Annotated in this window: 20 protein-coding genes; 5 read left to right on the forward strand and 15 right to left on the reverse strand. The window is 56.9% G+C overall.

Annotation, left to right across the window (positions count from 1 at the left end; all coding sequences use genetic code 11):
• Both IC235_RS06620 and IC235_RS06625 read right to left on the reverse strand, forming a co-directional pair.
• On the reverse strand, positions 1–1,722 hold a 1,722-nt coding region (locus tag IC235_RS06620; protein WP_191004385.1), incomplete at its 3' end, for a right-handed parallel beta-helix repeat-containing protein.
• Between the two features lie 366 nt (positions 1,723–2,088).
• Positions 2,089–3,012 carry a DMT family transporter gene (locus IC235_RS06625; RefSeq protein ID WP_191004386.1) on the reverse strand — a complete coding sequence of 308 codons (924 nt, stop codon included), beginning with the start codon at positions 3,010–3,012 and terminating at the stop codon, positions 2,089–2,091.
• A 137-nt stretch (positions 3,013–3,149) separates the two neighbouring features.
• Between IC235_RS06625 and IC235_RS06630 the strand changes: the two genes are divergently transcribed.
• From IC235_RS06630 to IC235_RS06650, 5 genes are all read left to right on the forward strand, one after another.
• Positions 3,150–4,478 carry a replication-associated recombination protein A gene (locus IC235_RS06630; protein WP_191004387.1) on the forward strand — a complete coding sequence of 443 codons (1,329 nt, stop codon included), beginning with the start codon at positions 3,150–3,152 and terminating at the stop codon, positions 4,476–4,478.
• A 424-nt stretch (positions 4,479–4,902) separates the two neighbouring features.
• Positions 4,903–6,678, forward strand: a complete 1,776-nt coding sequence (gene sppA / locus IC235_RS06635; RefSeq protein WP_191004388.1) for a signal peptide peptidase SppA — start codon at positions 4,903–4,905, stop codon at positions 6,676–6,678.
• A 22-nt stretch (positions 6,679–6,700) separates the two neighbouring features.
• Positions 6,701–7,537, forward strand: a complete 837-nt coding sequence (locus tag IC235_RS06640; RefSeq protein ID WP_191004389.1) for a purine-nucleoside phosphorylase — start codon at positions 6,701–6,703, stop codon at positions 7,535–7,537.
• A gap of 37 nt (positions 7,538–7,574) precedes the next feature.
• Positions 7,575–8,345 (forward strand): AraC family transcriptional regulator, encoded by a 771-nt coding sequence (locus IC235_RS06645; protein ID WP_191004390.1) that lies wholly within the window; start codon positions 7,575–7,577, stop codon positions 8,343–8,345.
• A 63-nt stretch (positions 8,346–8,408) separates the two neighbouring features.
• Positions 8,409–8,849, forward strand: a complete 441-nt coding sequence (locus IC235_RS06650; RefSeq protein WP_191004391.1) for a YciI family protein — start codon at positions 8,409–8,411, stop codon at positions 8,847–8,849.
• A 216-nt stretch (positions 8,850–9,065) separates the two neighbouring features.
• Here the strand turns inward: IC235_RS06650 and IC235_RS06655 are convergent, their stop codons facing one another.
• The 13 genes from IC235_RS06655 to IC235_RS06715 all read right to left on the reverse strand — a co-directional run bounded on the left by IC235_RS06655 (position 9,066) and on the right by IC235_RS06715 (position 24,785).
• Complete coding sequence (locus tag IC235_RS06655) at positions 9,066–10,034, reverse strand: ADP-ribosylglycohydrolase family protein (protein ID WP_191004392.1); 969 nt, start codon at positions 10,032–10,034, stop codon at positions 9,066–9,068.
• 217 nt (positions 10,035–10,251) lie between these two features.
• Positions 10,252–11,121 carry a DUF4249 domain-containing protein gene (locus tag IC235_RS06660; protein ID WP_191004393.1) on the reverse strand — a complete coding sequence of 290 codons (870 nt, stop codon included), beginning with the start codon at positions 11,119–11,121 and terminating at the stop codon, positions 10,252–10,254.
• An 86-nt stretch (positions 11,122–11,207) separates the two neighbouring features.
• The gene (locus IC235_RS06665; RefSeq protein ID WP_223847123.1) at positions 11,208–13,538 is read right to left on the reverse strand and encodes a TonB-dependent receptor; all 2,331 of its coding nucleotides are present in this window, start codon (positions 13,536–13,538) and stop codon (positions 11,208–11,210) included.
• A 147-nt stretch (positions 13,539–13,685) separates the two neighbouring features.
• Positions 13,686–13,994 carry a thioredoxin gene (gene trxA / locus IC235_RS06670; RefSeq protein ID WP_191004395.1) on the reverse strand — a complete coding sequence of 103 codons (309 nt, stop codon included), beginning with the start codon at positions 13,992–13,994 and terminating at the stop codon, positions 13,686–13,688.
• 146 nt (positions 13,995–14,140) lie between these two features.
• Complete coding sequence (locus IC235_RS06675) at positions 14,141–14,593, reverse strand: hypothetical protein (protein ID WP_191004396.1); 453 nt, start codon at positions 14,591–14,593, stop codon at positions 14,141–14,143.
• 513 nt (positions 14,594–15,106) lie between these two features.
• Complete coding sequence (locus IC235_RS06680) at positions 15,107–18,823, reverse strand: AAA family ATPase (RefSeq protein ID WP_191004397.1); 3,717 nt, start codon at positions 18,821–18,823, stop codon at positions 15,107–15,109.
• An 87-nt stretch (positions 18,824–18,910) separates the two neighbouring features.
• Positions 18,911–19,384 carry a hypothetical protein gene (locus tag IC235_RS06685; protein ID WP_191004398.1) on the reverse strand — a complete coding sequence of 158 codons (474 nt, stop codon included), beginning with the start codon at positions 19,382–19,384 and terminating at the stop codon, positions 18,911–18,913.
• A 97-nt stretch (positions 19,385–19,481) separates the two neighbouring features.
• Positions 19,482–20,732 carry an exonuclease subunit SbcD gene (gene sbcD, locus IC235_RS06690; RefSeq protein WP_191004399.1) on the reverse strand — a complete coding sequence of 417 codons (1,251 nt, stop codon included), beginning with the start codon at positions 20,730–20,732 and terminating at the stop codon, positions 19,482–19,484.
• 350 nt (positions 20,733–21,082) lie between these two features.
• Positions 21,083–21,562, reverse strand: a complete 480-nt coding sequence (locus IC235_RS06695) for a GNAT family N-acetyltransferase (protein ID WP_317173539.1) — start codon at positions 21,560–21,562, stop codon at positions 21,083–21,085.
• Positions 21,563–21,751: 189 nt separating this feature from the next.
• Positions 21,752–22,333, reverse strand: a complete 582-nt coding sequence (locus IC235_RS06700) for a DJ-1/PfpI family protein (RefSeq protein WP_191004401.1) — start codon at positions 22,331–22,333, stop codon at positions 21,752–21,754.
• Between the two features lie 5 nt (positions 22,334–22,338).
• Positions 22,339–22,965, reverse strand: coding sequence for an MBL fold metallo-hydrolase (locus tag IC235_RS06705; protein ID WP_191004402.1), 627 nt, complete (start codon positions 22,963–22,965; stop codon positions 22,339–22,341).
• Between the two features lie 229 nt (positions 22,966–23,194).
• Positions 23,195–23,797: an ankyrin repeat domain-containing protein gene (locus IC235_RS06710; RefSeq protein ID WP_191004403.1), complete on the reverse strand. Its 603-nt coding sequence runs from the start codon at positions 23,795–23,797 to the stop codon at positions 23,195–23,197.
• Between the two features lie 172 nt (positions 23,798–23,969).
• Entirely contained in the window at positions 23,970–24,785 is an 816-nt protein-coding gene (locus IC235_RS06715; protein ID WP_223847124.1) for a hypothetical protein, read from the reverse strand.
• Positions 24,786–24,806 lie beyond the last annotated feature (21 nt).

A 24,806-nucleotide genomic window follows, 5' to 3' on the forward strand; every position in this document is an offset into this window, starting at 1 on the left:
GGTGAACAGGGCTTGTTGGGCGGCCAGCAGCGGGGCCTGGCCCCAGACGGAATTGGCATCCTGCACCGAAGGGGGCAAGGCCCGCCAGCCCACCAGCGTGGCCGACGATTCGGCCGTGGGCGAAGGCCCGGAGCCCTCGCGGAAGCCCGCGTCGGGGATGCTGGGGTTGGACGGGGGCCGCCAGAAGACGTTGTTATCGCCCTGGTAGGTATCACGGAACTCCACCATGGACCCTGTGCCCCCGTGGTTGCCGATGTAGTCGCGGGGATAGGTGTCGAACAGCAACTGAATGTTGCTCGGGTTGAGCGTGCCGATGGTGGAGTTGCGGATGTTCCAGCGCCAAGTGGTTTCGATGCCCGGTAGCTTAGTGGTCATTTCGTCGACCCGCCCGCTACCCGAGACCATAAACTGTAAACCTGGGTCGTTGAAGGCGATGGTAGAGTTGGTGATGCGCACGTTGTGGCCATCGAAGCTGAGCCAGCCCATCGGGTTGTACACCGAGCGCAGCCTCGAGACGGTGAGCCCGTCGCTGATTTCCCAGTTCATACCGCGTGTGCGATTGCCAGCGAGCAGGGCCTGATCCACCGTCACGTTCTGGCAGTAGACGTCGAACCAGAGCCCATCAAACATGTTACCCACGCTTTTGTAGCGCCGCACGGTTACGTTTCGGACGCTACCGATTTTCATGCCGGCCGCATCAAAGTCGTTGGTGAAGCCCAATTCATAGGATTTCCAGCCGTTCCAGTTGGTTTGCACATCCTCAAGGAGTCCATTCACGGGGGCGCCGCCGATGCCCTTGTAGCCGTTCTCATCGGCCGTGCAGCGGCGCACCGTGACCTGCCAACTGTTCAGGCCGAGGCCTTCGCCGACGTTGCGGTCGAAGTGGCAATCTTCGATGAGCACGTTGCTGGTATTGCCAAGTAGCAACGCAGCGCTGAAGGGTTTGGCGCAGCCTGTGACGGTGAGCCCGCGTACAACCAGGTTCCGGACGTGATAAAACTTGAGCACGGCAAAGTCGTTGTTGTCGGGGCGCATGGCCCCTTCCACCACGTGGGTGGCCAAGTTCATCCCGGCGGGGGGATACAGCACGACGCGCTCGTTGTCCTCATCGACCCAGAAGCGACCCGGCTGTAACTCTGCTGCGCTGCGCACCTGGCCCAAGGGCTTGCCATCAATGTAAAACCCTTCCTTGCGCAAATCACTCATCCTCGTGGGCTCGTCCGTGCGAAAGGGGTTCCGGATTTCGCCCCAGCGCTTGGTCCAGGGGGTCTGGAAGCAGTTGGCCACGCCCGCCGCCGGGGTCCATTGGGTGAACACGTCGGCCCCACTAATGACCACCCGGTTTGGGGCCGTGCCCTCGATCACGAGTGGAGGCGTATCGGTACTGTCGCCGTTGACATTGATGCCGTGCTCGTCGCCTTCGCGGTAGGTGCCCGGGTGCACCAGCAGCTTGGTGCCGGTGCCGGCGCGCACCTGGTTCCAGGCCCGCTCGAGGGCGGCCGTAAAGGAGGAATAGGGTTGGGCAGGCGTGCCGGGCCCGGTGGGCGTGGCCGCCGGGTTCTGGTTGTCGACGTGCAGGATGCTGCTCACCTGGCTCTCATCGACGGAGGATTGAGCCCAGACAGGAGAGAAGGTGGCGAATAGCCCGACAAGTAGCAGGCATAACTGTTTCAGATGAGCTTGGCGCTGGGCCGTCGCTTGTACGGTAACAGTAGGAAGCATTGCTAGGACAAAAAAGAGTTCAGGTCCAATCCAAACGAAATAATTCGTGCTCGTCTAAGGAGAAATTAGAACTTTAAGAGAATGAGCCGGGGGGAGAGATGAAATCTGGCCTGCTACGCCAGTTATAGTATCAACTCTAGTTAAAACAGTAATCCAGCACTATTCGTCGGCAAATATGCGAAATATTTTGTATTTTTCAACAAGTTGATTTAAACCGTGAGGAAATAAATGAATAAAGTATTGTAAAAGTTAAATACTGGGCTGCGAGCCAGACGGATTTAGTTGTTGGCTCTGAGCGTGGGGAGCTACCTGGGGCTCGAGTTGCTAGCCCGCGAGATGGATTTGTACTCCGATAAATTTGGACAACTAATCCTGAGCTGTCGTCAGGGGCGCGACGGGTGTTGGGGGCTTCTGGCTCACCAGCCACACGCCCAGGAAAATGAGCAGAGCCTGACCGGCCTTGCCCCAGGTAAGATGGTCTTTATTGAGCGCCACGGCAATAAGCACGGCCAGCACCGGCTGCAAGTAGATATACACGCCCAGCAGAGCCGGGGAGGCATACTTCAGCGCCCAGTTGTTGAGCAGGTAGGCCAGGATGGTCAGAAAGACGACCATGTAGCCGATTTCAAGCCAGATGGAGAGCGGGAAATGAGCGTAGTCCGCCGTTAGCGCCTCGTGCCAGCCAAAGGGGACCGCCAGGAATACTCCCACCAGAAACACCCGCGCCAGTACAGTAAAAGCATGGTACTTGCGCATCAACGGCTGCACCAGGACCAGGTAGAGGCCGAACACGGTGGCGTTGGCCAGGATGTAAACATTGCCCAGCGTGGCCTGCGGGTAAATAGCCGCCTGGACGTTGCGGCTCAGGATGAGCGCCGCTGCGCCGGAAGCGCCCACGGCAATGCCCAGCAGCCGCGGCAGGGTGATTTTCTCATTCAGCAAAATCGCCGAGGCGACTACCACCACAATGGGGGCGATGGTTTGCAGCAGCGAGGCACTGATGGGCGAGGTCAGGTTCAGGCCCGAAAAAAAGAGCAGTTGGTTGACTCCAATCCCGCAAATGCCGCAGGCCAAGCTCCGCAGATTATCGGCCCAGCCCTTGATTTTGTCCTGGGGTGCCACCACGTATTTGATAATAGTGAAGAACACCGTCGCGCCCACGATGCGCAACGTGACAATGCCAAACGGCCCCAGGTAGTGCGGCATCACGTCCTTGGAGAGGCTGTAATTAGCAGCGTAGATAAGGGCGACGAAGAACAGCGCCCCGTGGACGCGGTAAGAATTACGCATGGGCTGGGGGCTAACGTGCGAGGGAGCACGAAGCGCAAGGCGGCGTGAGCCAACTTTGCGTTTCGCATTCCCGCACCAGTAGAACTTGTTCGCCCCAGAATCGTTCGGGAACGCGCACTATAAAGTTCGCGCTACTTATGGCCTCCCTCTTTCCCGACGACGAACCCACTGCCTCCGCCGCCCTGCCCGCCCCGGGGCCCGACGCCCCTTTGGCCGAGCGCCAACGCCCGCGGCAGTTAGCCGACTATGCCGGCCAGCAGCATCTAGTGGGCGAAAATGGCGTGTTGCGCCGCTACCTCCGCGCCGGCCGCTTGCCCAGCCTGATTCTCTGGGGCCCACCCGGCGTAGGCAAAACTACCCTCGCCCATTTGCTGGCCAGCGAGCTGAGGCAGCCCTTCGCGGCGTTGAGCGCCATCAACGCGGGCGTGAAGGACGTGCGCGACATCATCGAAAAGGCCCGGCGGCAGCGGGGCACGGTGCTTTTTATCGACGAAATTCACCGCTTCAGCAAGGCGCAGCAGGATGCCCTGCTGGGAGCGGTGGAGCACGGCACCATCACGCTCGTGGGGGCGACCACCGAAAACCCCTCCTTTGAGGTAATCCCGGCCTTGCTTTCGCGCTGCCAGGTGTACGTGCTGGAGCCGCTGAGCGCGGAAACCCTGCGCGAGCTGGTGAACAAAGCCCTGACCGGGGACCCGGCCCTGCGGCAGAAAAAAGTCCGCCTGAAGGAAGACCACGCCCTGCTGGCCCTCAGCGGCGGGGATGCCCGCAAGCTGCTCAACCTGCTCGAAATCGTGGTGGAAAGCACCCCAGCCGATAAGAAAGGCGTCATCACCATCACCGATGCCGTGGTGCAGCAGGTGGCCCAGCGCCCCCTGGCTAAGTACGACAAGGGCGGGGAGATGCACTACGACGTGATTTCGGCCTTCATCAAAAGCATCCGGGGCTCCGACCCCAACGCCGCGCTCTACTACCTGGCCGTGATGCTGGAGGGCGGCGAGGACGTGAAGTTTATCGCCCGCCGCCTGGTAATTCTGGCCAGCGAGGACATCGGCAACGCCAACCCCAACGCCCTGATGCTGGCCACGAGCTGCTTCCAGGCCTGCACCGTCATCGGCCTGCCGGAGTCGGACCTGATTCTGGCCCAGACCGTGGTGTACCTGGCTACTTCGGTGAAAAGCAATGCCTCATACCTGGCCATCCGCGCGGCGCAGGCCGAGGTGAAAGCCCATGGCGTGTACCCCGTACCCGTGCCGCTGCGCAACGCCCCCACGCGCCTGATGAAGCAGCTTGGCTACGGCCAGGAGTATGCTTACTCACACAACGGCGAAGGCAACTTCCAGGAGCAGGAGTTTCTGCCCGAGGCCCTCCGCGGCACCCGCTTCTACGAACCCGGCCGCAACGCCAGCGAGCAAAAAATTCAGGAGCGGCTGCGCGGCTGGTGGGGCGAGAAATACGGTTACTGAAACCACCAATAGATCAGCCTTGGACCCAATGAAAAAGCAGATCATCGTGCTTCGTTACGCCTGGCATGCCGATTTTAGCTAAATGACAGCGGTATTACGTAGCAGTAGCACATTTCCATCGGCTGGCTCCCGCTTTCCCCGGAGACGGGAACGGCCCTACCGGGTACGACCTCGTAGGGACACGTGAGGACCCACCGAAACGAGCCCGCATTTATACTCAAGTACAGAAAATGAATGGAGCAGGTTTGTCAATTATGGGGTTTCTGGGGCAACTAGCCAAGAACAAACTAGCGGGCTGCAACCAACATTAGCCGCAACTTGCCTGTAACTTGCCAGGGTTTCGTCTGACTGGCCCGATTGCTGGTGCTATCGGCCGGGACGAACCACTAAAAATTATTTCACTCCGTCAAAACTCCTTAATTCCGTGGTACAGTTTTTTAAGTTCGTGCTGGCTACCATTGTGGGCCTGTTGGCGTTTAGCCTATTAGGGTTTCTGCTGCTGGCCGCCATTATCGGAACGGCCAAGAGCGCGGGCGACCACCAGGAAGTGGCCGCTAATTCGGTGTTGGAGCTGAAGCTCAACGAGCCGTTGACCGAGCGCGGGCGCGATGGCAAATTTGAAAGCCTGGGTGGGCGGTCCTCGTCCACTGGTCTCATCAGCCTGAAAGAAGCCATCCACCGCGCCAAGGGCGACGACAACATCAAAGGCATTTTGCTGAACCTCGGCATCGTGCAGGGAGGCCTGGCGTCGCTCGAAGAAGTGCGCGACGCGCTGCTGGACTTCAAAAAAACGGGCAAATTCGTGGTGGCCTACCACGAGGTGTGCTCGGAAAAGGGCTTCTACCTTTCGTCGGTGGCCAACGAAATCTACCTGCACCCCCAGGGGACGCTCGAATTCAACGGCTTGAGCGCGGAGGTGATATTCTACAAGCGCTTGTTCGACAAGGCTGGCATTCAGCCGTACATTTTCCGGGTGGGTTCCTTTAAAAGTGCCGTGGAGCCGTTCTTCCGCGAGAACTTCTCCGACTCGGCCCGTTATCAGACCGTTTCGTTCCTGAACTCCATCAATGGCCACCTGATCAGCCAGGTGGCCGCCGCTCGCGGCATTGCTCCGGCGCGCCTCAAGGTTATTTCCGACTCCATGCTGGTGCACAACGCCCCCGACGCCTTGCGCCTCAACCTCGTGACCAAGCTCGGCTACTTCGATGAGGTGCAGGACTACCTGCGCGGCAAGCTGGGCCTGGCGAAAAACAAAAAGCCCAGCCTGGTAAGCCTGAGCGACTACACCGACAGCGAGGAAGCCGACGAAAAAGACGGCAACACCAGCGGCAACCGCATTGCCGTGATTTATGCCGAAGGCGACATCGTGACCGGCAACGGCGACGATGATAACATTGGCAGCACCAAGTTTGCCGAAGCCATCCGCAAAGCCCGCCTCGACGACAAGGTGAAAGCCGTGGTGCTGCGCATAAACTCCCCCGGTGGTTCGTCGCTGGCCTCCGACATCATCTACCGCGAGGTCGTGCTCACCCAAAAAGTGAAGCCCATCATCGCGTCGATGTCGGATGTGGCGGCTTCGGGCGGCTACTACATCGCTATGGCCTGCGATACCATCGTGGCCCACCCCAACACCATCACGGGTTCCATTGGTGTGTTTGGCGTGCTGCCCAACATCCAGCCGCTGCTGGCCGACAAGCTCGGCATTACCGTGGACCGCGTCACCACGGGCAAGTTCTCCGACTTGCCGACCATCACGCGGCCCCTGTCCGACTTTGAAAAGCGCACCTTGCAGCACGAAGTCGACAACATCTACGCCGACTTCACCACCAAAGCTGCTCGGGGCCGCCACATGCCCGTCGAGCGCCTGCGCCGGTTGGCTTCGGGCCGCGTCTGGAGCGGCCTCGAAGCCAAAAGCAACGGCCTCGTCGACGTGCTCGGCGACTACACCGACGCCCTGAAAATCGCCGCTGCCCGCGCCCGCCTCAAAGCCGACGACTACGAGGTGCAGCGCCTGCCCCGGCAGAAATCAGCTTTTGAAAGCCTGCTTTCCGTGTTCGGCAGCGACGACGATGAGGAAGCCAAAACCAAGGCCCTGCGCGCCGAGCTGGGCCCGCTCTACCCCGCCTACGCCCAATACCGGCAATTGATGACCATGCGTGGCGTGCAAGCCAAGCTGCCGTACGTGCTGGAAATCAAGTAACCGCCGGAATCTACCCTACGCTATGATGAATCAGCTCCGCGAGGCCGCCGCGTACATTCAATCCCGGGCTAACAACTTTCGGCCCGCCACCGGCATCATCCTCGGCACCGGCCTGGGGGCCTTAGCGAAGGAAGTCGAGGTCGAGCACGAAATCAACTACGCCGACATTCCGAACTTCCCGCTTTCCACCGTAGAAAGCCACGCCGGCCGGCTGCTGCTCGGCCGCATGGGGGGGCAAAAAGTGGCCGTGCTGCAAGGGCGCTTTCACTACTACGAAGGCTACACCATGGCCCAGGTGGCCATGCCCGTGCGGGTGCTGAAGCTGCTCGGGATCAGCCACCTGCTGGTGAGCAACGCGGCTGGGGGCCTGAACCCCGAGTTTCGCATCGCCGATTTGATGCTTATCGACGACCACATCAACCTGCAGCCCACCAACCCGCTCATCGGCCCCAACCTCGACGAGCTGGGCCCGCGCTTCCCCGACCTGTTCGCCCCCTACGACCCCGACCTGCTGGCCCGGGCCGAAGCAGCGGCCCAGGCCCTCGGCCAGGCCGGCACTACCCGCCGCGGCGTGTACGCGAGCGTGCCCGGCCCCATGCTCGAAACTCCGGCCGAATACCGCTACCTGCGCACCATCGGGGCCGATGCCGTGGGCATGAGCACCGTGCCGGAGGTGATAGCTGCCCGCCACCTGGGCCTGCCGGTGCTGGCCGTATCGGTCATCACCGATTTGTGCGCGCCCGGCCACCTCAAGCCGGTGGTGCTGGCCGATATTTTTGCCGCCGCCGCCCAGGCCGAGCCCCGGCTCACCGCCCTGATTAAGGCGGTGGTGACGCAGCTGCGGGAAGCAAGTTGTTAGCGGCAATCGTAACAGACCCAGTATCATCGTTGGACGAATGACAATTGAGAGTTACATACCGACCGAAATATTAAGACCATTCATCAATAAGTATATAATTATTGAAAGTAAGAGTGAAATAGCAAACAGAGTGCTGCCAAACACTTCGTTAACGATGGCATTTCGTTTTAAAGGAGTAAACTTTTACAATACCGGCCCTGAGAAAAATGAACTGCCCAAGTTTGCATTTTCTGGACTGAGAAAAACTGTACAGCTCATTAACTATCTGCCAAACACATCAACCCTTGTTGTTCTTTTTAAAGAATGCGGGGCTTCTGCTCTGTTCAAAGACCCTATCCATGAACTCTTTGAAAGGAGCATTTCACTTGACAACTTTATTCAAACAGCTGAACTAACTCAAATAGAAGATAAGTTAGCAGACGCCAGAACGAATTCGCAACGAGTTGCGATCATTGAGCAGCTTTTAATTCATAAGTTGATTGTTCAGCAAACTGACAAGCTGATTCTTGAATCTGTTAGGATAATTCACAACGCTAACGGTTTTTTAAAGATAAGCGAATTGGCAAATAGCCTTTGTATAAGTCAGGATGCTTTTGAAAAACGGTTTAGAAGGCTCGTTGGTGCAACCCCCAAGCAGTTTTCGTCAATCGTCCGTATGGCTTCCATAGTTCGCTCTACGCCAAGTGAAAGGTTCTTGGACCTTGCATTTGATCGGGGATACTACGACCAGTCTCATTTTAATAAGGACTTTAAAAGTTTTACAGGGCTAACGCCGACCCAATTTTACAATTCTTCTACGTTTTGGTAGATCAATGATTTTTTACAATGTCTGAGCAGGAGGCTCCAGTAATTTTGCATAAAAAATACTGACATGAAGAAAGTTAAACTTCTGCCTCTGCTTTGCTTATTGATTGTAGGGCTTTCGTCTTATACTCGAACAGACACATTGAAATCAAGAAGTGCTAAAATGAAACAGTTTAGTTTGTTGGTTAGAGTCCCTCTGACTTACGGAAGTGAACAAGCACAAGCAGTAAATCCTTTATGGGACAAGCTCATTGCAGAATGGAAAAGCAAAGGAGCGTACGTTATCAGCTTTGCCTTCCCCGGCGAAAGCTATACAGTGTCGGGAGCTGAGAAGGCTGTGAAAAAGGAAGCTGTGCTATCGGGAAATCTGAAAGCTGTAAGCAATATCGTCTTGCAGGCAGACAAAGTTGAGACGGCATTGGACCTTGCCAAACAATGCCCGATTCTTCGATATGGGGGAACTGTTGAAGTGAGAGAAATCCCCAAATCTATACTCGTAGATAAATAGAACGGCAGCTGTGAAAGCGGTTAACAATGTATTGCTAAAGTGGGGTGACTTCAACTGCCCTCACTTCGGCAATAGCCGAACCGAAAATACTGTTCCATCCGCATTCCAGGGGGCGATGAGGCATCTGGCCCGTATCGTTGAGCGATAAGAGCTATTCTTCTGCCTGAACTGCTTCGCTGAAGAAAGAATGTTGCCAACTACTAAGCCTGGGTCTACTCAACCCTCCGCTTCAGCACTCATTCGGCTTGCCAACCGGTGGGCAAGGTCTTCGATGTCGCTACGACGGGCGAGTACCGCCAGCCAATCTTCGGGTATGCTTTTATCCCCGCCATAGGCGAGCGCCGCGATTCCGCCTGCCACTGCGGCCGTCGTATCCGTATCGAAACCCAGGTTGACTGCTGCCAGCACCGTATCGGCGTAGGTATGCTGGTTCAGCAGTACCCACAAGGCCGCTTCTAAAGTGTGCACTACGTACCCATCGGACGCAATCTCCGCCTCCGGAAGTGCGTGAATGTTACCACTCAGGATCCGCGCAAAATGCGGCAGCTCTTTGGCCAGCCGCTCGTCGAGGAAGGAAAGAACCGCTTTGCAAGCCGTTGAATACGCCTTGTCCGGGGTAAGCCCGCTTACTATTCCGTCGGCGACCAGCAAATAAATGTAGCAGGCCAAAGTTGAGCGGGGGTGGCGGTGGGTAATGCCGGCTACCTGCGCAACCAGCTGTTGGCGTTGCACGGCATTCCCTTTCCGCCACAGCGGGTGAACCACTACCGGCAGGATGCGCATAAGCCCACCGTTCCCATTATCGTATTCTCCCCCGCCACCGGCTTGGGCCGGAGGACAACCGCTTGCGAGTCGCTGTATCGATTCTCTGGTAGCAATGCCAACATCGAATACCTTATTCGCAGCCCAGTAATCATGAGTTAGCCAGTTGATGAAACGCTTACTCAAGTCCGTCGTATCCACCGTATCCGGTCCTGACTTAACAAAAGACTCGCAGAGGATGGCGGTCAGCGAAAAATCATCCGAAAAGGTGCCCGGCGGTTGGTCGAATGTACCGTGTCCGCGAACACCCACAACGGGGTCGGCGCGCCTTGCGGCTCTATCCTCAAACTCGACGGGAACGCCCAGGGCATCCGCCACGGCATGGCCCAGCAAAATACTTCGGCAAGCAGTCGGTATATCCATCTGATTTGTTGATAGCTAAATTAAGAGCAGCATGAATTGCTCCCGCGTTTGCCTGACTAATTGCTTCGCAGAGTTTACTACCGTCGTGCAGCGGAGCAGGGGGGAGGTCCAACCGGCGGGGTAGGCCCCAAGCCAGCCACTCCGGCCTCGGGGCCGCGGCAACGGTCAGGCCAAGGGCTGAAGTCGGAAGGGCGCTGGTTGATTGCGGTCCGCCCGCCTACTTCGGTAAAATCTTCGTGGCCCGCGTGCCGCTGAGCACCGTAAAAACCCCAACTCCGCCGCGCACGGTGCTGTAGATGGCGGAGGGTTGGGCAAAGGGATTGCCGTTGGCGCCCCGGGCGTCGCGCACCGACTGGCGGAAGCGGAAGTACGCCGGGTCGGTGTGGTAGAGGGTCGCCGTGACCGTATCGCCGGGGTAAAAGCGGTAGCTGGTGCCCAACACCACCGGCTTGCCGTTAATCAGCCGGTCCTGAATGGCCAGGTCTACTTCGGGGCTTTTCAAGAGGGCTCCCTTGGCGGGGCTGCCCTTGTGCAGGAGCAGGCGGTACGTATCGTCGGGGTCGGCGGGGTCGCGAAAATTCGTCAGGAAGTACGCTCTCCGCTCGGGGTCGGGCTTGTCGTTGAACTTGTACTCGACTGAGTCGATAGGAATAAACGACATCATGGTGGCCGAGCCCGTTACGTGACGGCCCTTGGTGTCGCGCACGTCCAGCTTGAACACATCGCCGGGATTGGCTACCAGCGGGTCGCGGGCGATGTGGGTATGGAATTTTACGCCTTTGGCGGTATCAACCAACGCCTCATAGTTCGGGCTGAAGGCCAGCGGAACCACCGTGCCGTTGGGCATGGTAAGGCTAACCGTCACGTCGTTGGGTACCTGCGGGAGCACCCCGCTCAAGTAGGGTACGGAAGTCGTCACGGCCAGGCTCGGCACTTTGTCCGGCTCCAGGTAACACTCCACTACTAATTCGGACGAATAGTTGGGTAGGGGCACGTCAATATCCTTCTGCAAGCTCCCACACCCGGCCAGGGCCAGGCTAGCCCCCAGCGCCCAAAGCATCTTACGGAATTGAATTTGGATTGACATAAGGAGAAAGCGTTGGTTGATTGCTCGTTAGGAAGCGGTTACCCGAGTCGGCAGCCCGCGGCTAGCCATTCAAGGGCGAGGAAGGATTAAAATCTGAAGTTGTAAGTCAGCGACGGAATAACCGGGAAGAGCGAGACTTGCCGGGCCCGGAACCCGATGGTACGGTCGGTCGCCTTATCCCGTACAGTGTCGAAAAACACGAAATAGGCGTTGCGCCGGTTGTAGGCATTGTAGATGCTCAGGGTGAGGTCCTGGTTGCGCCGGGTGCCGATTTTGTACACCATGCCCAGGTCGAGCCGATGGTAGGGGATCAGCTGGTAGGAATTCCGATCGGGGTAAATGGGCACCGGGCGTGGGTCGACACCGGTGCGTGCGCCCGGAATGTCCTGCAAGCCAAAGCGCCCCAGGGGCAGCGTGGTCAGCGAGCCCGACGTATAGATGAAGCTGGCCGTGAGGTTGATGCGGGCATTGAGCTGGTGGATCACCACCACCGTCAGGTTGTGGCGGCGGTCGTAGTTGGGGTGGAAGTCGGCGCCGTTGTTTACCCCGTTGGTGCCGCGCTGCGGTTGGAAGTTGCGCCAGTTCCAGGCCAGGGTGTAGCCAATCCAGCCGGTGGTGCGGCCGGTTTTCTTTTCCAGGTATACTTCGTTGCCGTACGACCAGCTTTTGCCGAAAATGAACTCCGCATCCAGCTCCGGATTCACGAACAGCTGGGCGCCATCCCGGAAATCAACCTGGTTCTGCCCCCACTTGTAGTATAGCTCGTTGGTGAGCAAATATTTGCCCTGGCCCAGCAGGAAGCTCACGCCGCTGCTGGCCTGCTGCGAGCGCTGGGGCTCGACCGACAGCCGCGACGGGTACCAGATGTCCGTGGGTAGCGAGGCGCCCGAGTTCGTCACCAGGTGTACGTACTGGTACATCAGGGCGTAGCTGGCTTTGAGCGAGGTGCGGTCGTTGAGGGAGTAGCGGGCCGAAGCGCGGGGCTCCAGGCCGCCGTACTGATTGGTGCTGGTGCTAAAACCCGTTAGCCGCAGGCCACCTTCTATTTGCAGCTTGTCGGAAGCCTTGTAGTTATCCGAAGCGTACAGCGCACCTTCCAAGCCGAAGTAGTTCACGTCGGAGCCGAAGTTGACCCGGCCGTCGGTGGAGTTAGCGTCGAGGCGGCCCACGCCGAACTTATGCCGGGTGAGCAGCCCCCCCGCCTTAAGCACGTGCCGGTCGTTGGGCGTGTATTCGAAGTCGGTCCGGGCGCTGTAGTCGGTGATGTTGGACCCCAGCCCGAAGCTGAACTGGTCGAGCCGGTTGGTGAGGTTATACTTATAGTTGGAAACCGACACCGATGTATTGACAAACAGCTTAGGCGAAAAAACGTGGTTCCAGCGCAGCGAGCCAATGGTGTTGCCCCAGCTGAAGTTAAAGTCGAACCCGCCCGTGCTGGCAAAGCCGAATACGTCGCGGCCTAAGTAAGTGGTGAGAAACACCTGATCTTTATCGCCCAAGGTGTAGTTGGCCTTGGCGTTGAAGTCGTAGAAATAATAGTCGGGAATGGGGCTGTAGTCTTCTTTGCCTTCGTTGGCCTTGTTGATGGCCCGCGTGAAAATATCGAAATAAGTGCGGCGGCCCGATACGATAAACGAGCCCTTACCCTGCTTGATGGGCCCCTCGTAGGTCAGGCGTGACGAAATCAGCCCAATGCCGCCGGTCGCCACGTAGTGTTGCCGGTCACCCTCGCGCAGCTTCACGTCGACCACCGACGAGAGGCGGCCCCCAAACTGGGCCGGAAAGCCCGATTTGTACAAGTCGACACTCTGCACGGCGTCGGAGTTGAATACCGAAAATAGCCCGAACAAGTGGTTGGGGTTGTAAACCAAGGCGTTGTCGAGCAGTACCAGGTTTTGGTCGGCCGAGCCGCCGCGCACGAACAGGCCGCTGGTTCCTTCGCCGCCGCTTTGGACGCCCGGCTTGAGCTGCAGGGTTTTTAGAATGTCCACTTCGCCAAACAGCGCCGGTAGCAGCTTGGCCTCGCGGATGCTGAGGCGTTCGACCCCCATCTGCGTGGTTTTAAGCTTTTCTTCCAGGGTCACCGAGCCTTCGACCACCACTTCGCCGAGCTCGTTGCCGCTTTCCTGTAAATCAACGTTCAAGCGCTGGTTTTTCGTCAGGTTGAGCTCGCGGGTAGCTTGCTGGTAGCCCACAAAGGCCACCACTACCTGGTGCCGGCCGGCCGGGAGGGGGAGCGAAAAATGGCCGAGCGAATCGGCCGCGGTGCCCGTGTTAAGGGCGGGTACGGCTACACTGGCTCCCGGCAGCACCTCGCCGCGGGAGCCCCGTACCGTACCGCTTAGCGTGAACCGCCGCGTCTCCTGCGACCAAGCCAGGCGGGGGCTGGTTAGCGCCCATAAGAGTAAGATCAACAAATAATAACGTGCGGGAAAACTAGCAACCATAGGGCATTAATCAAGGAAGGCGCAAAGGTAGCGCCTTCCCGCAACGCCTAACCCCCCTGGATAGTTTGCCCGATCGCTGCCGCTCAACCAGAAGCTGGCCTAAATATTCATCGGTAATTAGCCGATGAATGGCTGCAGGGCCTGGGTAATCTGCGCGGCGGGAACCACCCCCGCCTGGCGCCAGACGGGCTGGCCCTGGTGAAACAAAATCAGCGTGGGAATGCTCTGCACGCGGTATTGCTCGGCCACCGCCGCGTTGCGGTCCACGTCGATCTTGATGACGCGGAGCTTGCCGCCGTGCTGGGTGGCCACCTGCTCCAGGATGGGACCCATGGTTCGGCAGGGCCCGCACCAGGTGGCATAAAAATCCACAAGCACGGGCATGCCGGGGCTGTTAATGAGTTCGGGGAAGGACTTGCGAGGCACGGTAAAACAGCAAAAAGTGAACAACTGACGGTGCTAATGGCCGGGCACCCAGGCCGACCAAGGCGTAAGCTACTAAACGTAAAAAGCTTGGCCATTGGCCAAGCTTTTTACGTTTTTGGGCAGGCAAGTCATCGCACGACTTACTCCTACTTTTTAACGACAGTTATGTCGTTGCCCACTTCGGGCAGCACAAACCGGCCGCCTACGGCCTTCACGCCCTTCACGCGGCATTCCCAGGTGTAGCGGCCCGCATCGGCCGGCGCCGCTTCGCCGCTTTCGGCTTTAAAGTAGTTAGGGTCGGCCGGATCGGTAGGGAAGAGCACGTCGACGCCGGATTGGCCCGGGCCTACCTCTTTGACCAAGAAATAGTCCTTGCCGGTGCGCTCGCTATGAACCACAAAGGTCGCGGTGTAAGAACCTAGCTGGCCGTATTTATCCAGAATGCCCATCTTGACGTGAGCGGTAGTACTCACCATCCACGTTTGAGCCTGCGCTGGGGCGGCGGCACTCAGCAACAGCGCTACGAGTGGCCCCACTACCAACCGGCCGAGGGCGGATGGTGGTGCAGGTGCGGGAAGGATGGGTAATGTTCTAGTCATGGCTGCAAACAAGGAAAGGTGAATCTTTATTAGTTAAGTGCAAAATGAGTGAGTGAAAACCGATTCAATATACTTCGCCTAAAATAAGTCCACAAGCTATTCAAGGCTGATGGACAAATATTTTCTCCAAATAACCAAAAATAGCGGTTATTTCATAACTGTTCATGTTCAGGCAATGAGTATGGCTCACAACTAGGTATTTCCCGAGGCCCCTCCGAGCCGTGGGTAGCTTGCCTGAACGGCAGAGCCAGAGACACTTTCGGCCACTAGTAGGGGCGTTCGAAGGGGGCGTAAAAGTTGGGCAAATTCTTGAACAACCAGCCCGAAAAATACCACTGCCTGTGGCTCGTTATTGGATTAGTCATGAGCCGGCGCAAAGCTGCCTAGTTGGGTTGCTGATGGCCCTACGCCACCGCGTCCGGAGTTACCCGGCAGCCATTCCGGCAGCAACAACCAGCCGATAAAGCGCTGTTGCGCGTACTGGCTACCCTGCTTCGCCGCCGGCTTCTCGGGCTAGGTCGCCGCGCAACTCGTTTCCTCGCCCAGCACATTCACGATGTGAACCGTGCTGTTGCCCCCGGCCCCGGGCCGCACCCGAATCTGGGTGCCAATTCTATCCTTGAGGTCGGAAACGTGGGAGATGATGCCAATCATCTTGCCCGAGTGCTGCAGGCGCTCCAGCGCATCGAGGGCCGTGTTGAGCGCCTCGGGGTCGAGGGTGCCGAAGCCTTCGTCGATAAACAGCGATTCGATGCGGGCTTTATGGCCGGCCAGCTCGCTCAGGCCCAGCGCGAGCGCCAGGCTCACCAGGAAGCTCTCGCCGCCCGAGAGCGAAGCCATGGGTCGCACCGTGTCGGCCTGGTCGTGGTCGATGACCTGCAGCTCCAGGTTGCGATGGGGAGTCTTGAGAATGGTGTAGCGGCCGGTGAGCTGGCGCAGGCGCAGGTTGGCCAGGCGAGCCAGGTGCGTGAGGGTCAGGCCCTGGGCAAACTGGCTGAACTTGTCGCCCCGGGCCGAGCCAATCTGCTCGCTCAAGTCCTGCCAGCGCTGTTCCTCTACCTGGCGCTGCTGAAGCTTGCGCAGACCATGGGCCTGGAGCTGCCGGGCGTTGTCGTCCTGACTCAGCTGGTTGCTCACGGCCCCAAGTTTTTGCTGCAAGATGTCGTCGGCGGCCGAAAGGGCATTGAGCTGGGCCGAGAGCTCGGCCGTGGTATGCGGGGTGAGGGCCGCCTCAGCGTGGTGCTGCTGGTCGGCGGTGAGGTCGGCGAGGCGGCGGGCCGCCGCGGCTTGGGCCGTGAGGTGGTCCTGGCGGCGCAGGCGCAGGCGCTCGGCCTCATCCGGGGGCAGCAGCAGGGCCTGAGCATCGGCCGCGGTGGCGAAGCCGGCTTCGGCGAGGGCCGCCGCGAGCTCGTCCTGACGCTCGGCGTGGGCGCTGCGGTGCTGGTCTAACTGGGTTTGCAGCGAGGTGAGGGCATTTTGCTTGATGGCCAGCTCCTGCTGCTGCCGCGCCAGCTGGCCCTGAGCCCGGGTGAGGGCGTCGGCCAACTGCTGGGTGGCTAGACGCAACTGCTCGGCTTCGGCGGCGGGGTCGGAGCCGGGGTAGTGAGCCTGGCGAGTGGCTTGCTGCTGGTCGAGCTCGAGCTGCTCGGCTTCGAGCGCGGCGGCCGCCGCGGCGAGCTGAATCTCTTGGCGGGCCAGCTCTTCGGCCCGGGCCTTGTGCTGAGCGTGGCGGACCACCACCGAGTCGCTCACTGTTTTTAAGGCGTTGCGCTGCGCTTCGTAATAATCAGCCCGTTCCTGCAAAGTGGCCAGCAGCCCATCGTAGGGCGGGTTGGCGGGCAGGACGAGCTGGTGGGGCCGCAGGTAATCCTGAATGGTGCTTTGGTGAATCTGAGCTTGCTCGTGCCAGTGAACTAGCTCACTGGCCAGTTTGGCCAGCTCTGAATCAGTCAGGTGCTGCCGCTCTGTCAGTTTGGGAATCTCGCACTCGGCCGCGGCGGCGGCCTCCCTCGCCTTGGTGTATTCATCCCGCAACTCGGCCAGCTTTTCGTCGAGCACCGCGAGGCGTCGTCGCGTAGCAATAGCGCTGGCTTGCTCGGCGACGGCCTTCGTCAGCAACTCCTGCACCATCGCTGGGTTGTCTGGGTTAGCAGGGGTCGGCGTCAGGGCCGCGGCTAGGTCGCGGGCCTGACGCCGGGCGCTTTCGGCGGCGGCGGTGGCTTCCTGTTGGCGCTGTTGGCGCTGTTGCTGTTCGGTTTGGCGGCGGGTGAGGTCTTGCGATAAGGCCCGGAGCTCGTCGTCCAGCAGCGCCAAGGCCTGCTGCTGCTCGGCCACGCGCAGCTCCTGCTCATCGGCTCCGGCGGTAAAATCAGCGGCAAAGGCGTGCTCAAGGGCCCCGCAGAGCGGGCAAGGCTGGCCGGGCTGCAAGTGCTGGCGGTGGGCGTTGAGGTCGGCCAGGGCTTGCTGGGCGCGCAGCTCGCGCCGGTAGCTGTCTAGTAGCCGCAAGCCATCGGCTCGCCGGGTTTCGAGGTGGCTAACCGCGCTTTCGGCGGCCGCCAGGGGCGCGGCTTCGCGGTCGATTTGGCCGTCCAGGGCAGCCGCCCGGGCCTGTTGCTCGTGCGCGGCTTCGGCTTTGGGCAGCAGTTGCTGAAGAATTTGCAGCTGGGCCGTGAGGTCATCGGTGCGCTGGGCCAGCGCGGCGGCCGTGGTTCCCTGGAGCAGGGCGTCGCGCTCGGTCCGGCAGGGCTGGCCCGCGTCCTTCACGGCTTGCTGCCGGGCCAGGGCCTCGGCTTCGAGGCGGCGCTGGCGGCTCAAGGTGTCAGCGGTGGCGCGCTGGTTGTTGAGCAGCTCCTCGCGGCGGGCTTCGCGCGTGGCTATTTCCCGCTGGGCTACCTGCAAATCGATGATTTCCCGGCCTAGCTCAATCATCTGGCTTTTCAGCTCCACTTCGTGGCCGTGGTCGATGAGCCAGCTTTCGAGCACCGTTTGCTGGCCGGTCAGAGCGGCTAATTCCTGCGTTTGGTGGTCCCAGGCGGCCCGGGCCGCCTCGTGCTCCCGGATTGTGTGGGCGTGGGTAGCGCGGTTTCGGGCAAACTGCTGCTGGGCGCTGGCAATGGCCGCATCGTGTTCCAGAGCCTTGCTGAGCACCGGCCGCAGGCGGTTTTCATCGGCGAGCGCGGTGGCGTGAGCCGCCGTGGCGGCGGTATGGGCCGTAGCGGCGGCGGCGGCGGCCTGCGCCAGCAGGGGCAGGGCTTGCGTCAATTCACGCAGTTGGGCGCTGTCGCGGTCCAGCTCCTGCTGCGCGGCGGCTACTAAAGCCAGCGGCTTGGCGAGGGCGGCGGCGCGGGTGTGCCCGTCGAGCCGGGCAAAATCGGGTTGCAGGGCTTCATCGGCCTGGCGTAGGGTCTCCACTTCGCGGGCCGTGTCGCGCAACTGCCGGTCAAGCTGGTCCAGAATGGTGCGCCAGGTCAGGCAGATGGTCAGCTCCTGCTGCTCTTCGTAGTGCTGCTCGGCTTGCTGGTGCAGCACGTCGAGCTGGGCGACCAAGGCCGCCCGCTCTTCCTCCGACAGCAGGCGGGTAGCGTCCAGCTTGGCGCGGAGGAGCTTGGTTTTCATCTCTTCTTCCTTGGCCTTCTCAAACGCCGCGACCGACAGCCGCGAGTAGATGCCCACGTTGGTCATCTTTTCGAGCAGGGCGCTGCGTTCCTTTTCCGGCGCGTGCAGGAAGCGCGCGAACTTGCCCTGGCTTAGCAGGACTGACTGCTCGAACTGCCCGAAGTCCAGCCCCGAGAGCTCGCTCACGCGCGCGGGCACCGCCTCCTTGCCACTCACCACGGCCACGTTGGAAGGGCTGAATACCAGCGTCATGGCGTCCTGGTTCAGGCCGCCTTTATCTTCGCCGCGGGTTTTGCGCTTCACCTCCCAGCGCGAGCGGTAACGCACGCGCTCTACTGCGCCGGTGTCGGGGTTGGTTTGGTGAACTTCAAACTCTACTTCTGAAAAGGCATCCTTGGCGTGGCGGCTCACCATTTCGCCCACCTGGCGGTCGTGGCGCGGTACCCGGCCGTAGAGGCCCACGGCAATGGCGTCGAGCAGCGTGCTTTTGCCCGCGCCGGTGGGGCCGGTAATCGCAAACAGCCCCGTATCGATTATGGGCGTGGCATCGAAGCGGATCAGGAACGGGCCAGGCAGTGAGTTAAGGTTAGCGAAGCGGACGCTGATAATTTTCATAGAATAAAATTACGCCTGCTCCCACCAGTTAGGGAACTGGATGGGGCGGGCGTAGCTGCAATTAGTAAACCGAGCCGAATGGTTCCGCTACTTGCTCGGGGGTGTTCCCGTAGCGCGTTCCCGACGCGTATTTTCAGCCAGGTAGAAAGCTGCTTCTTGCTGGTAAGCCTGCAAGTTCCAGCGGGGTTGCGCCCGGGCGAGGCTCACTAGCGCAGTTTGGATGGCCGTGCGTTGCTCGGGCGTGCATAGAGCACTAGTGGAGTCAGCCAGCAGCGCGGTGTGAAAGCGGTTCAACTGCGTTTCTACGTCGGTTACTTGTTCGCCCCCTTTCTTAGGCAACTGGTCAGTCGGTGTGCGTTGCATCACCAATTGCTGGCCGCGGTAAGTGCTGGCGCTGGTATTAGGGCTAGCGGTTTGGGCAGCTGGCTTTTTGTGTGCGGCCATGCGTATCAGTCCCATGCCGGCCACAATGCCGTGTACTAGGTTGGCTTGGCCTCGGGATTCCACGGCCGTTCCCAGCAGCGCGGTCAGCGTCGTAAAGAGCAATAAAGCTTTTTTCATGTCTTGTGCAGGCGAGTTGACCGGAGAGATAATTTGACTAGATAAAGGAACTGTCACCACTGTATTATTTCAACAATGATTTATGCTAGTATTAATTCTAGCCACCCCAGGCCAGCGGATCGGCCTCGGCCAGCAACTGCCGCAGCTCGCCAAACGTGGCGGTGAGGGCGGCGGCCCGCTCGGGCGGCAGGCCCGCCACTCGCCGGCTGAAAACCTCGTCCACGGTCAGCTCGTGCAAGAGCGCCAGGGGAAGGGCATTGTCCGCCAGGTCGGGCATTTCGGTGGCGCGCTGGTGGCGCACGCCGCGGGGCGCCAGTACCTGGGCTTTTTGCAGCTGCAGCACCGCCTGCACCCGGCGCTGCACTTCGGCGGGCGCCTCGTCGGAGCGCACGAGCACGTCGGCCCAGGCCACGAGTGGAAAAGCCGAGTTGTCGAAGGCCAGAATATCGGCTTCTACCTCGTCGAGGGTGCCGTGAAAGCGCTGCAGGCGCCGCGCTACCGGCACGGGCAGCGAGGTAATGGCGGGTGCCCCGGCTCCCCTGAATTCCAGTAAGAGCACCTGCTGCCGGTCATCCGCCTCGGTGAACGACAGCGGCACCGGCGACCCCGAGTAGCGGATGTGCGCCCGTCCGCCTACTACCTGCGGCCGGTGCAGGTGCCCCAGCGCCACGTAGTCGAACGCGGCGGGGAAGTGTTCGGCGCCCACCAGGCCGAGCCCGCCAATGTGCACGTCGCGCTCGGCGCCTTCGCGGGCCTCGCCGCCGGCCGCGTAGAGGTGACCGGTGGCGAGCACGGGCACGTCCTGCTCGCGTTGGCGCTGCACGGTGGCGCTGTCGGCCAGGGCCGCGTAGTGCCCCGCGATGCTCTGGCGAATGCGGAGCTGGCGGTCGTCGGGCGTTTCGCCGGCGACGGCCAGCCGAATGTCGCGGTCGCGCAGAAACGGCACGGCGCACACTACTAGCCCCGGCCGGCCATCGGCCCCGGGGAGTTGCAGCACTTGCTCGGCCGGGTCGGCCGGCACGCCGCCCACCACGTGGATGCGCAGCTGCCGCAGCAGTTGCCGCGAGGCGTTGAGCATGGTGGGCGAGTCGTGGTTGCCCCCTATCACCACGATGTCGCGGCAGCCGGTGGCCTGCATCTTCACCAAAAAGGTGTAGTATAGCTCCTGCGCCGTGTGCGAGGGCGTTGCAGTATCGAAAATGTCGCCGGCAATCACCAGCACTTCAATGCCCTGGTCGCGTACCGTCAGCAGCAGCCAGTCGAGAAAGGCCTGCTGCTCGGTGGTGCGTTCCTGGCCGGTGAGGAAGTGTTGGCCGAGGTGCCAGTCGGCGGTGTGAAGGACGCGCATAAGGTAGAGTGAACCTCAAAGATACCTTGGCGGCGAGAAATGAAAAAGTCCCAGCGAGCGCGGCGGGGACATCGGGAAAGGCGCGTGTTAATGTACGGGCGGGCTAACAGCTCCTGGCTGGTGCGCATAGCAGACTCGCGCCACCATCACATATAATAATAACATTGAAGCAATTGCATGGCAACAGCAAACAGTCAGCCGGAAAAAAGGCTTAGTCGAAAACTAACGTGGAGAATAACCGCAAAGAAGGCTGCCGGAATTATTGCTGATGAATGCACTAAAGCTGAAGTTTATTCTGTCAGCTGCATCATTGCAAATGCTCTTATTGACAATTTGTACTTTGCTAATTCCTATGTCAGCTGGTAAATAAATTCTTCTATCTCTGCTTGTCGTGCATTGGCAAAACCTCGGTCCGTGCCAATTTTTACAAAATCACATCTTTCTAAAACTTTCTGCGAACCTAAATTATCAAATGCGACTCGTCCAAGAATAGGTCTTGTATTTTCTACGGTCAGAAAGCTTCTAAGGGCTGTCGTCGCAATTCCTTTTCCCCAAAAGCCTCTATCTATCCAATAAGTGATTTCAGCTTTCCCTTCTATTTCAAATTTTGCAATACTGCCGGCAATGGTTTGGCCTACCAGAATTGTCTGCATATTTATAGTCGGATCATTTAAAAATTTTGTGAATCTTTCAATATATGCTTCTCTATCAGTAGAATCTTTGTTTGTAAACGCAGCTAAGTACTTAGCCTGTTCATCAAATTGAAATCGAAAGAAAAGCTCTAAGTCGAGTTTTTCGGTTCGCCTAAGTTGTATTTGTTTATTCAGCACGGGGTTAATTCTGTATCTCGTTCTGTATGCGATATCTGTTACAATGACCGCCAACATTTGGGACTTGTAAGAGAACTAAAATCACAAATATTTAATTTAGCATAAGATAAATCTATATTAGGATTATGGTGCGCTTAATTTAACACTTCTGCATCTATTTTGGCGGTTCCTTGCTGTACTGCTTTTCTTTTACGGATAAATACAAACTTGTCCTTGCCCGATTGGTAGAACTGAGGCAATGATATCTTCCTTGACTTTTGTGTCATACATTTTTTCTACTGCCCAACCAATCAAATCAACTGCTGCTAAGCAGCCTGCTGCTGTTCCAATATTTCCATGAGTCACTAAGTGCGTGTCCTCAATAACTTCAACATCATAATTTCTTAACGCTTCAAACGCTGTCGGATAGGTCGTTGCTGAAAGCCCTTTCAAGTGCCCAAGCGCTGCGATAATTAAAGCGCCTGAACACATTGAGCCTATAATTTGCGTCTGTGGATTTAATTTGAAGCGTTCAAGGTAGGAGTTGTCTTTGATTACATTTCTTGTGCCGGGCCCACTTCCAAAAAACACAAAGTCTGCGTCATTACATTCTTCAATAAGCCCGTGAGTTGTTAGGTCAAGCCCACATACTGACTTGTGAGAAATTTCAGTCCCAACTATTTTCACCTGGAACTCTTTGTCTCTGAACTTTACCCGGTTTAATAAGTCCCAAGGTAAAAAGATGTCCACGTCGGTAAATTTGTCAAACGCTACAATAACTGCTTTTTTCATGTTTTTTATTTTTGAAGTGTCGCTTCAAAGTAGCATACAACATTTGTGCTGCCGCTATCGCCAACGAAAAGGTGATGAATAGCGGGCACTAATGTACAGCCTGCTTCTGAAACTCCGTAGTAGCTCGCCCAAATCCAGCACCTCCACACCGGGCAGCGGGGTTTACACGATGTTGGCCCCGCTGCCCGGATGCTGTCTTCGAAGCTAGGGGCGCCCTGCTTGTTGAGCTTGACGTCGTGGCCGAAATACTTGGGCACAAAGGGCTGGTCTTCGAGCAGGACCTTGATAAACTCTTCCTGCGACATGGGTTGCAGGGCGTAGTTCGTCTTCAGCTCCTTGGCGATGGTGCTGTCCAGGTCGGGGCTGGTGGTTTTGCCGCAGAGCGAGCCGGGGCCGTGAGCGGGATAGACCCGGGTGGCGCCGGGCAGGGTCATCAGGCGGGTGCGGGTGCTGTGGTAGAGCTGGGCGGCGAGTGCTTCGCGCCGGTGGCCGCCGATGGCCTCTTCCTCGCGCAGGTCGGGCCGGCCCACGTCGCCGACGAAGAGCGTGTCGCCGGTAAACACGGCCCGGCTTTGGGCCAGCTCGTCCAGGAGCAGGATGCTGATGCTGTCAGGCGAATGGCCGGAGCACAAAGTTTCGGTTCATTACTAAAGTATATTATAAGTTCAAAATTTCAAGTTTGCTCATCCCCTGGCCTGCCGCAAAATCAGTGTTATGATTATTATTTTAATAATTCTGAAATTTCTTTCTCGAATGCACCATGACTAACGTATTCTGTTTTGTTGATTTCAAATATTTCTAATGGCGTCAAACCGCTTGGTAATGGAGAATCTACAGTATCATAGTTATGCGATTTCGTCCTTACATATTTACTGCTAGAAGCCCCGTTCCCAAAAGGGTTTTAATTGTCTGTAAATTAAATATTGTACAGCCTGACGACGCAAAATGCAATGGTGTAAAGCCATCATTATCTTGTTTGTTAATATCTATGTTCATACTTGCAATATATTCTAAGAGTAAGGTGTTCGCTCCAAAAATAACTGCTTGGTGTATTAAATTTCTTCCTTTGAAATTAATGAGGCTATAATCAACACCTAAATTGATTGCATTTTCAAAAATGCCTCTAAAGAAACTAAAATTTTCGTCAGAAAAATTGAATGATGTTTGTTTAAGTAATTTGAATAATATATTTTCACCATTGTCATCAACTATAGTAACATCGAAACCTTTTTTTGACAAATGCTCTATCATGTTTATTTTTAAATCTTTTGCCAACCTATACAAAAGCCAATCATCAATAATTAAATTGAGCGGTACTAAGTCATTAATGATATTCTTTATAATTTCTTCATTGTCATAGTATCTTGAGTGCAATGGGTAGAAGATAATATTCGCTGAAGATTTTTTATGGGGATAATCCTCTGATGAATATATTTTGAATATGGTTTCTAAACTGGTTTCCATTTTGACTTTTGGTGTTTTGTATTAATGGTATACGATTTTTTGGGCTTTGCGTTCAGGTAGAATTTTGAAGCAAAAAAAGTTAGATTTATCACTAAGGCTCAATTAGGAGTGCCAGTCTTAGATTTTGCACTTCAGCCCGCCTGATGTAGAATTTTTATTAATAGCAGCTTTTTCACATGATATCTTCAAATGATTTCGCTTCTTCGAATGATATTTCTTTTGTTTCAAAAATATCTTCTATATTTATAGTTTCTTTAATTTTTTCGATAATTTCATCTGTCTTTCTGCTGCTTAAGTTATTGGGTAGAATTTCAGTGTAATATTCAGTTTCATTATGCCACTCATTTATAAATTTATGTTTCTTTAAGTCTGTTAGTTTGTTGAAAAGCTGATGATCTTCACGAATGAGATGGTAAAGCATTTTTTTAGTTCCATCTTTTTTAGCGGTTTCAATATCATTGTAAATCTGCTTCACAGGTCCCGTTAATCCAAGGCAGAGGATTGTAAAATCCCAATCGGAATTTTTTATTGCTGATATCTCACTTTGACTCCAGAACTTATTATTGAGTTCATTGATATAGAAAATATCATCGACTTTTTCTATTATTGAGTAAAAGGGGAATGGAAAAAAGATTTGATAATTCCAAAACTTGTTTATCAGTTGCGCTGGTGGGTACCAAAAATCATTTTCAAAGTCTAGTTGAAATTCTTGTCTAAAAAAAGCGGATACTTCTTTAAGTAGTGCGATATCCTTAGTGTAATTGTTGTTTGAGAAAATATAATCTTTAATCTTTGGATTAATATTTCTCAAAAAATGTATGGTTAATTTTTTGATCAAAATATCAGCATCTGATGCAGAAAAGTATTTGTCAATTATTTGCCCAAATCCACCATACTTGTATGCTTCTCCGCTCCAAAATAAGTATGATTTTCGTATGATTATTTCCATGGTTTTGTCATTTGAATGCAGCTGTTCTAAAATCGCCACCGACAGTTCACAGCTTTACTA

The sequence above is a fragment of the Hymenobacter montanus genome (assembly GCF_014699115.1).
Lineage (GTDB): Bacteria > Bacteroidota > Bacteroidia > Cytophagales > Hymenobacteraceae > Hymenobacter > Hymenobacter montanus.

Excerpts from the sequence above, each read along its gene's own strand:
- IC235_RS06625 (WP_191004386.1), bottom strand. The coding sequence starts at position 3,012 with ATGCGTAATTCTTACCGCGTCCACGGGGCGCTGTTCTTCGTCGCCCTT.
- IC235_RS06630 (WP_191004387.1), top strand. The coding sequence starts at position 3,150 with ATGGCCTCCCTCTTTCCCGACGACGAACCCACTGCCTCCGCCGCCCTG.
- IC235_RS06640 (WP_191004389.1), top strand. The coding sequence starts at position 6,701 with ATGATGAATCAGCTCCGCGAGGCCGCCGCGTACATTCAATCCCGGGCT.
- IC235_RS06645 (WP_191004390.1), top strand. The coding sequence starts at position 7,575 with ATGACAATTGAGAGTTACATACCGACCGAAATATTAAGACCATTCATC.
- IC235_RS06650 (WP_191004391.1), top strand. The coding sequence starts at position 8,409 with ATGAAGAAAGTTAAACTTCTGCCTCTGCTTTGCTTATTGATTGTAGGG.
- IC235_RS06655 (WP_191004392.1), bottom strand. The coding sequence starts at position 10,034 with ATGGATATACCGACTGCTTGCCGAAGTATTTTGCTGGGCCATGCCGTG.
- IC235_RS06660 (WP_191004393.1), bottom strand. The coding sequence starts at position 11,121 with ATGTCAATCCAAATTCAATTCCGTAAGATGCTTTGGGCGCTGGGGGCT.
- IC235_RS06675 (WP_191004396.1), bottom strand. The coding sequence starts at position 14,593 with ATGACTAGAACATTACCCATCCTTCCCGCACCTGCACCACCATCCGCC.
- IC235_RS06680 (WP_191004397.1), bottom strand. The coding sequence starts at position 18,823 with ATGAAAATTATCAGCGTCCGCTTCGCTAACCTTAACTCACTGCCTGGC.
- IC235_RS06685 (WP_191004398.1), bottom strand. The coding sequence starts at position 19,384 with ATGAAAAAAGCTTTATTGCTCTTTACGACGCTGACCGCGCTGCTGGGA.
- sbcD (WP_191004399.1), bottom strand. The coding sequence starts at position 20,732 with ATGCGCGTCCTTCACACCGCCGACTGGCACCTCGGCCAACACTTCCTC.
- IC235_RS06700 (WP_191004401.1), bottom strand. The coding sequence starts at position 22,333 with ATGAAAAAAGCAGTTATTGTAGCGTTTGACAAATTTACCGACGTGGAC.
- IC235_RS06710 (WP_191004403.1), bottom strand. The coding sequence starts at position 23,797 with ATGGAAACCAGTTTAGAAACCATATTCAAAATATATTCATCAGAGGAT.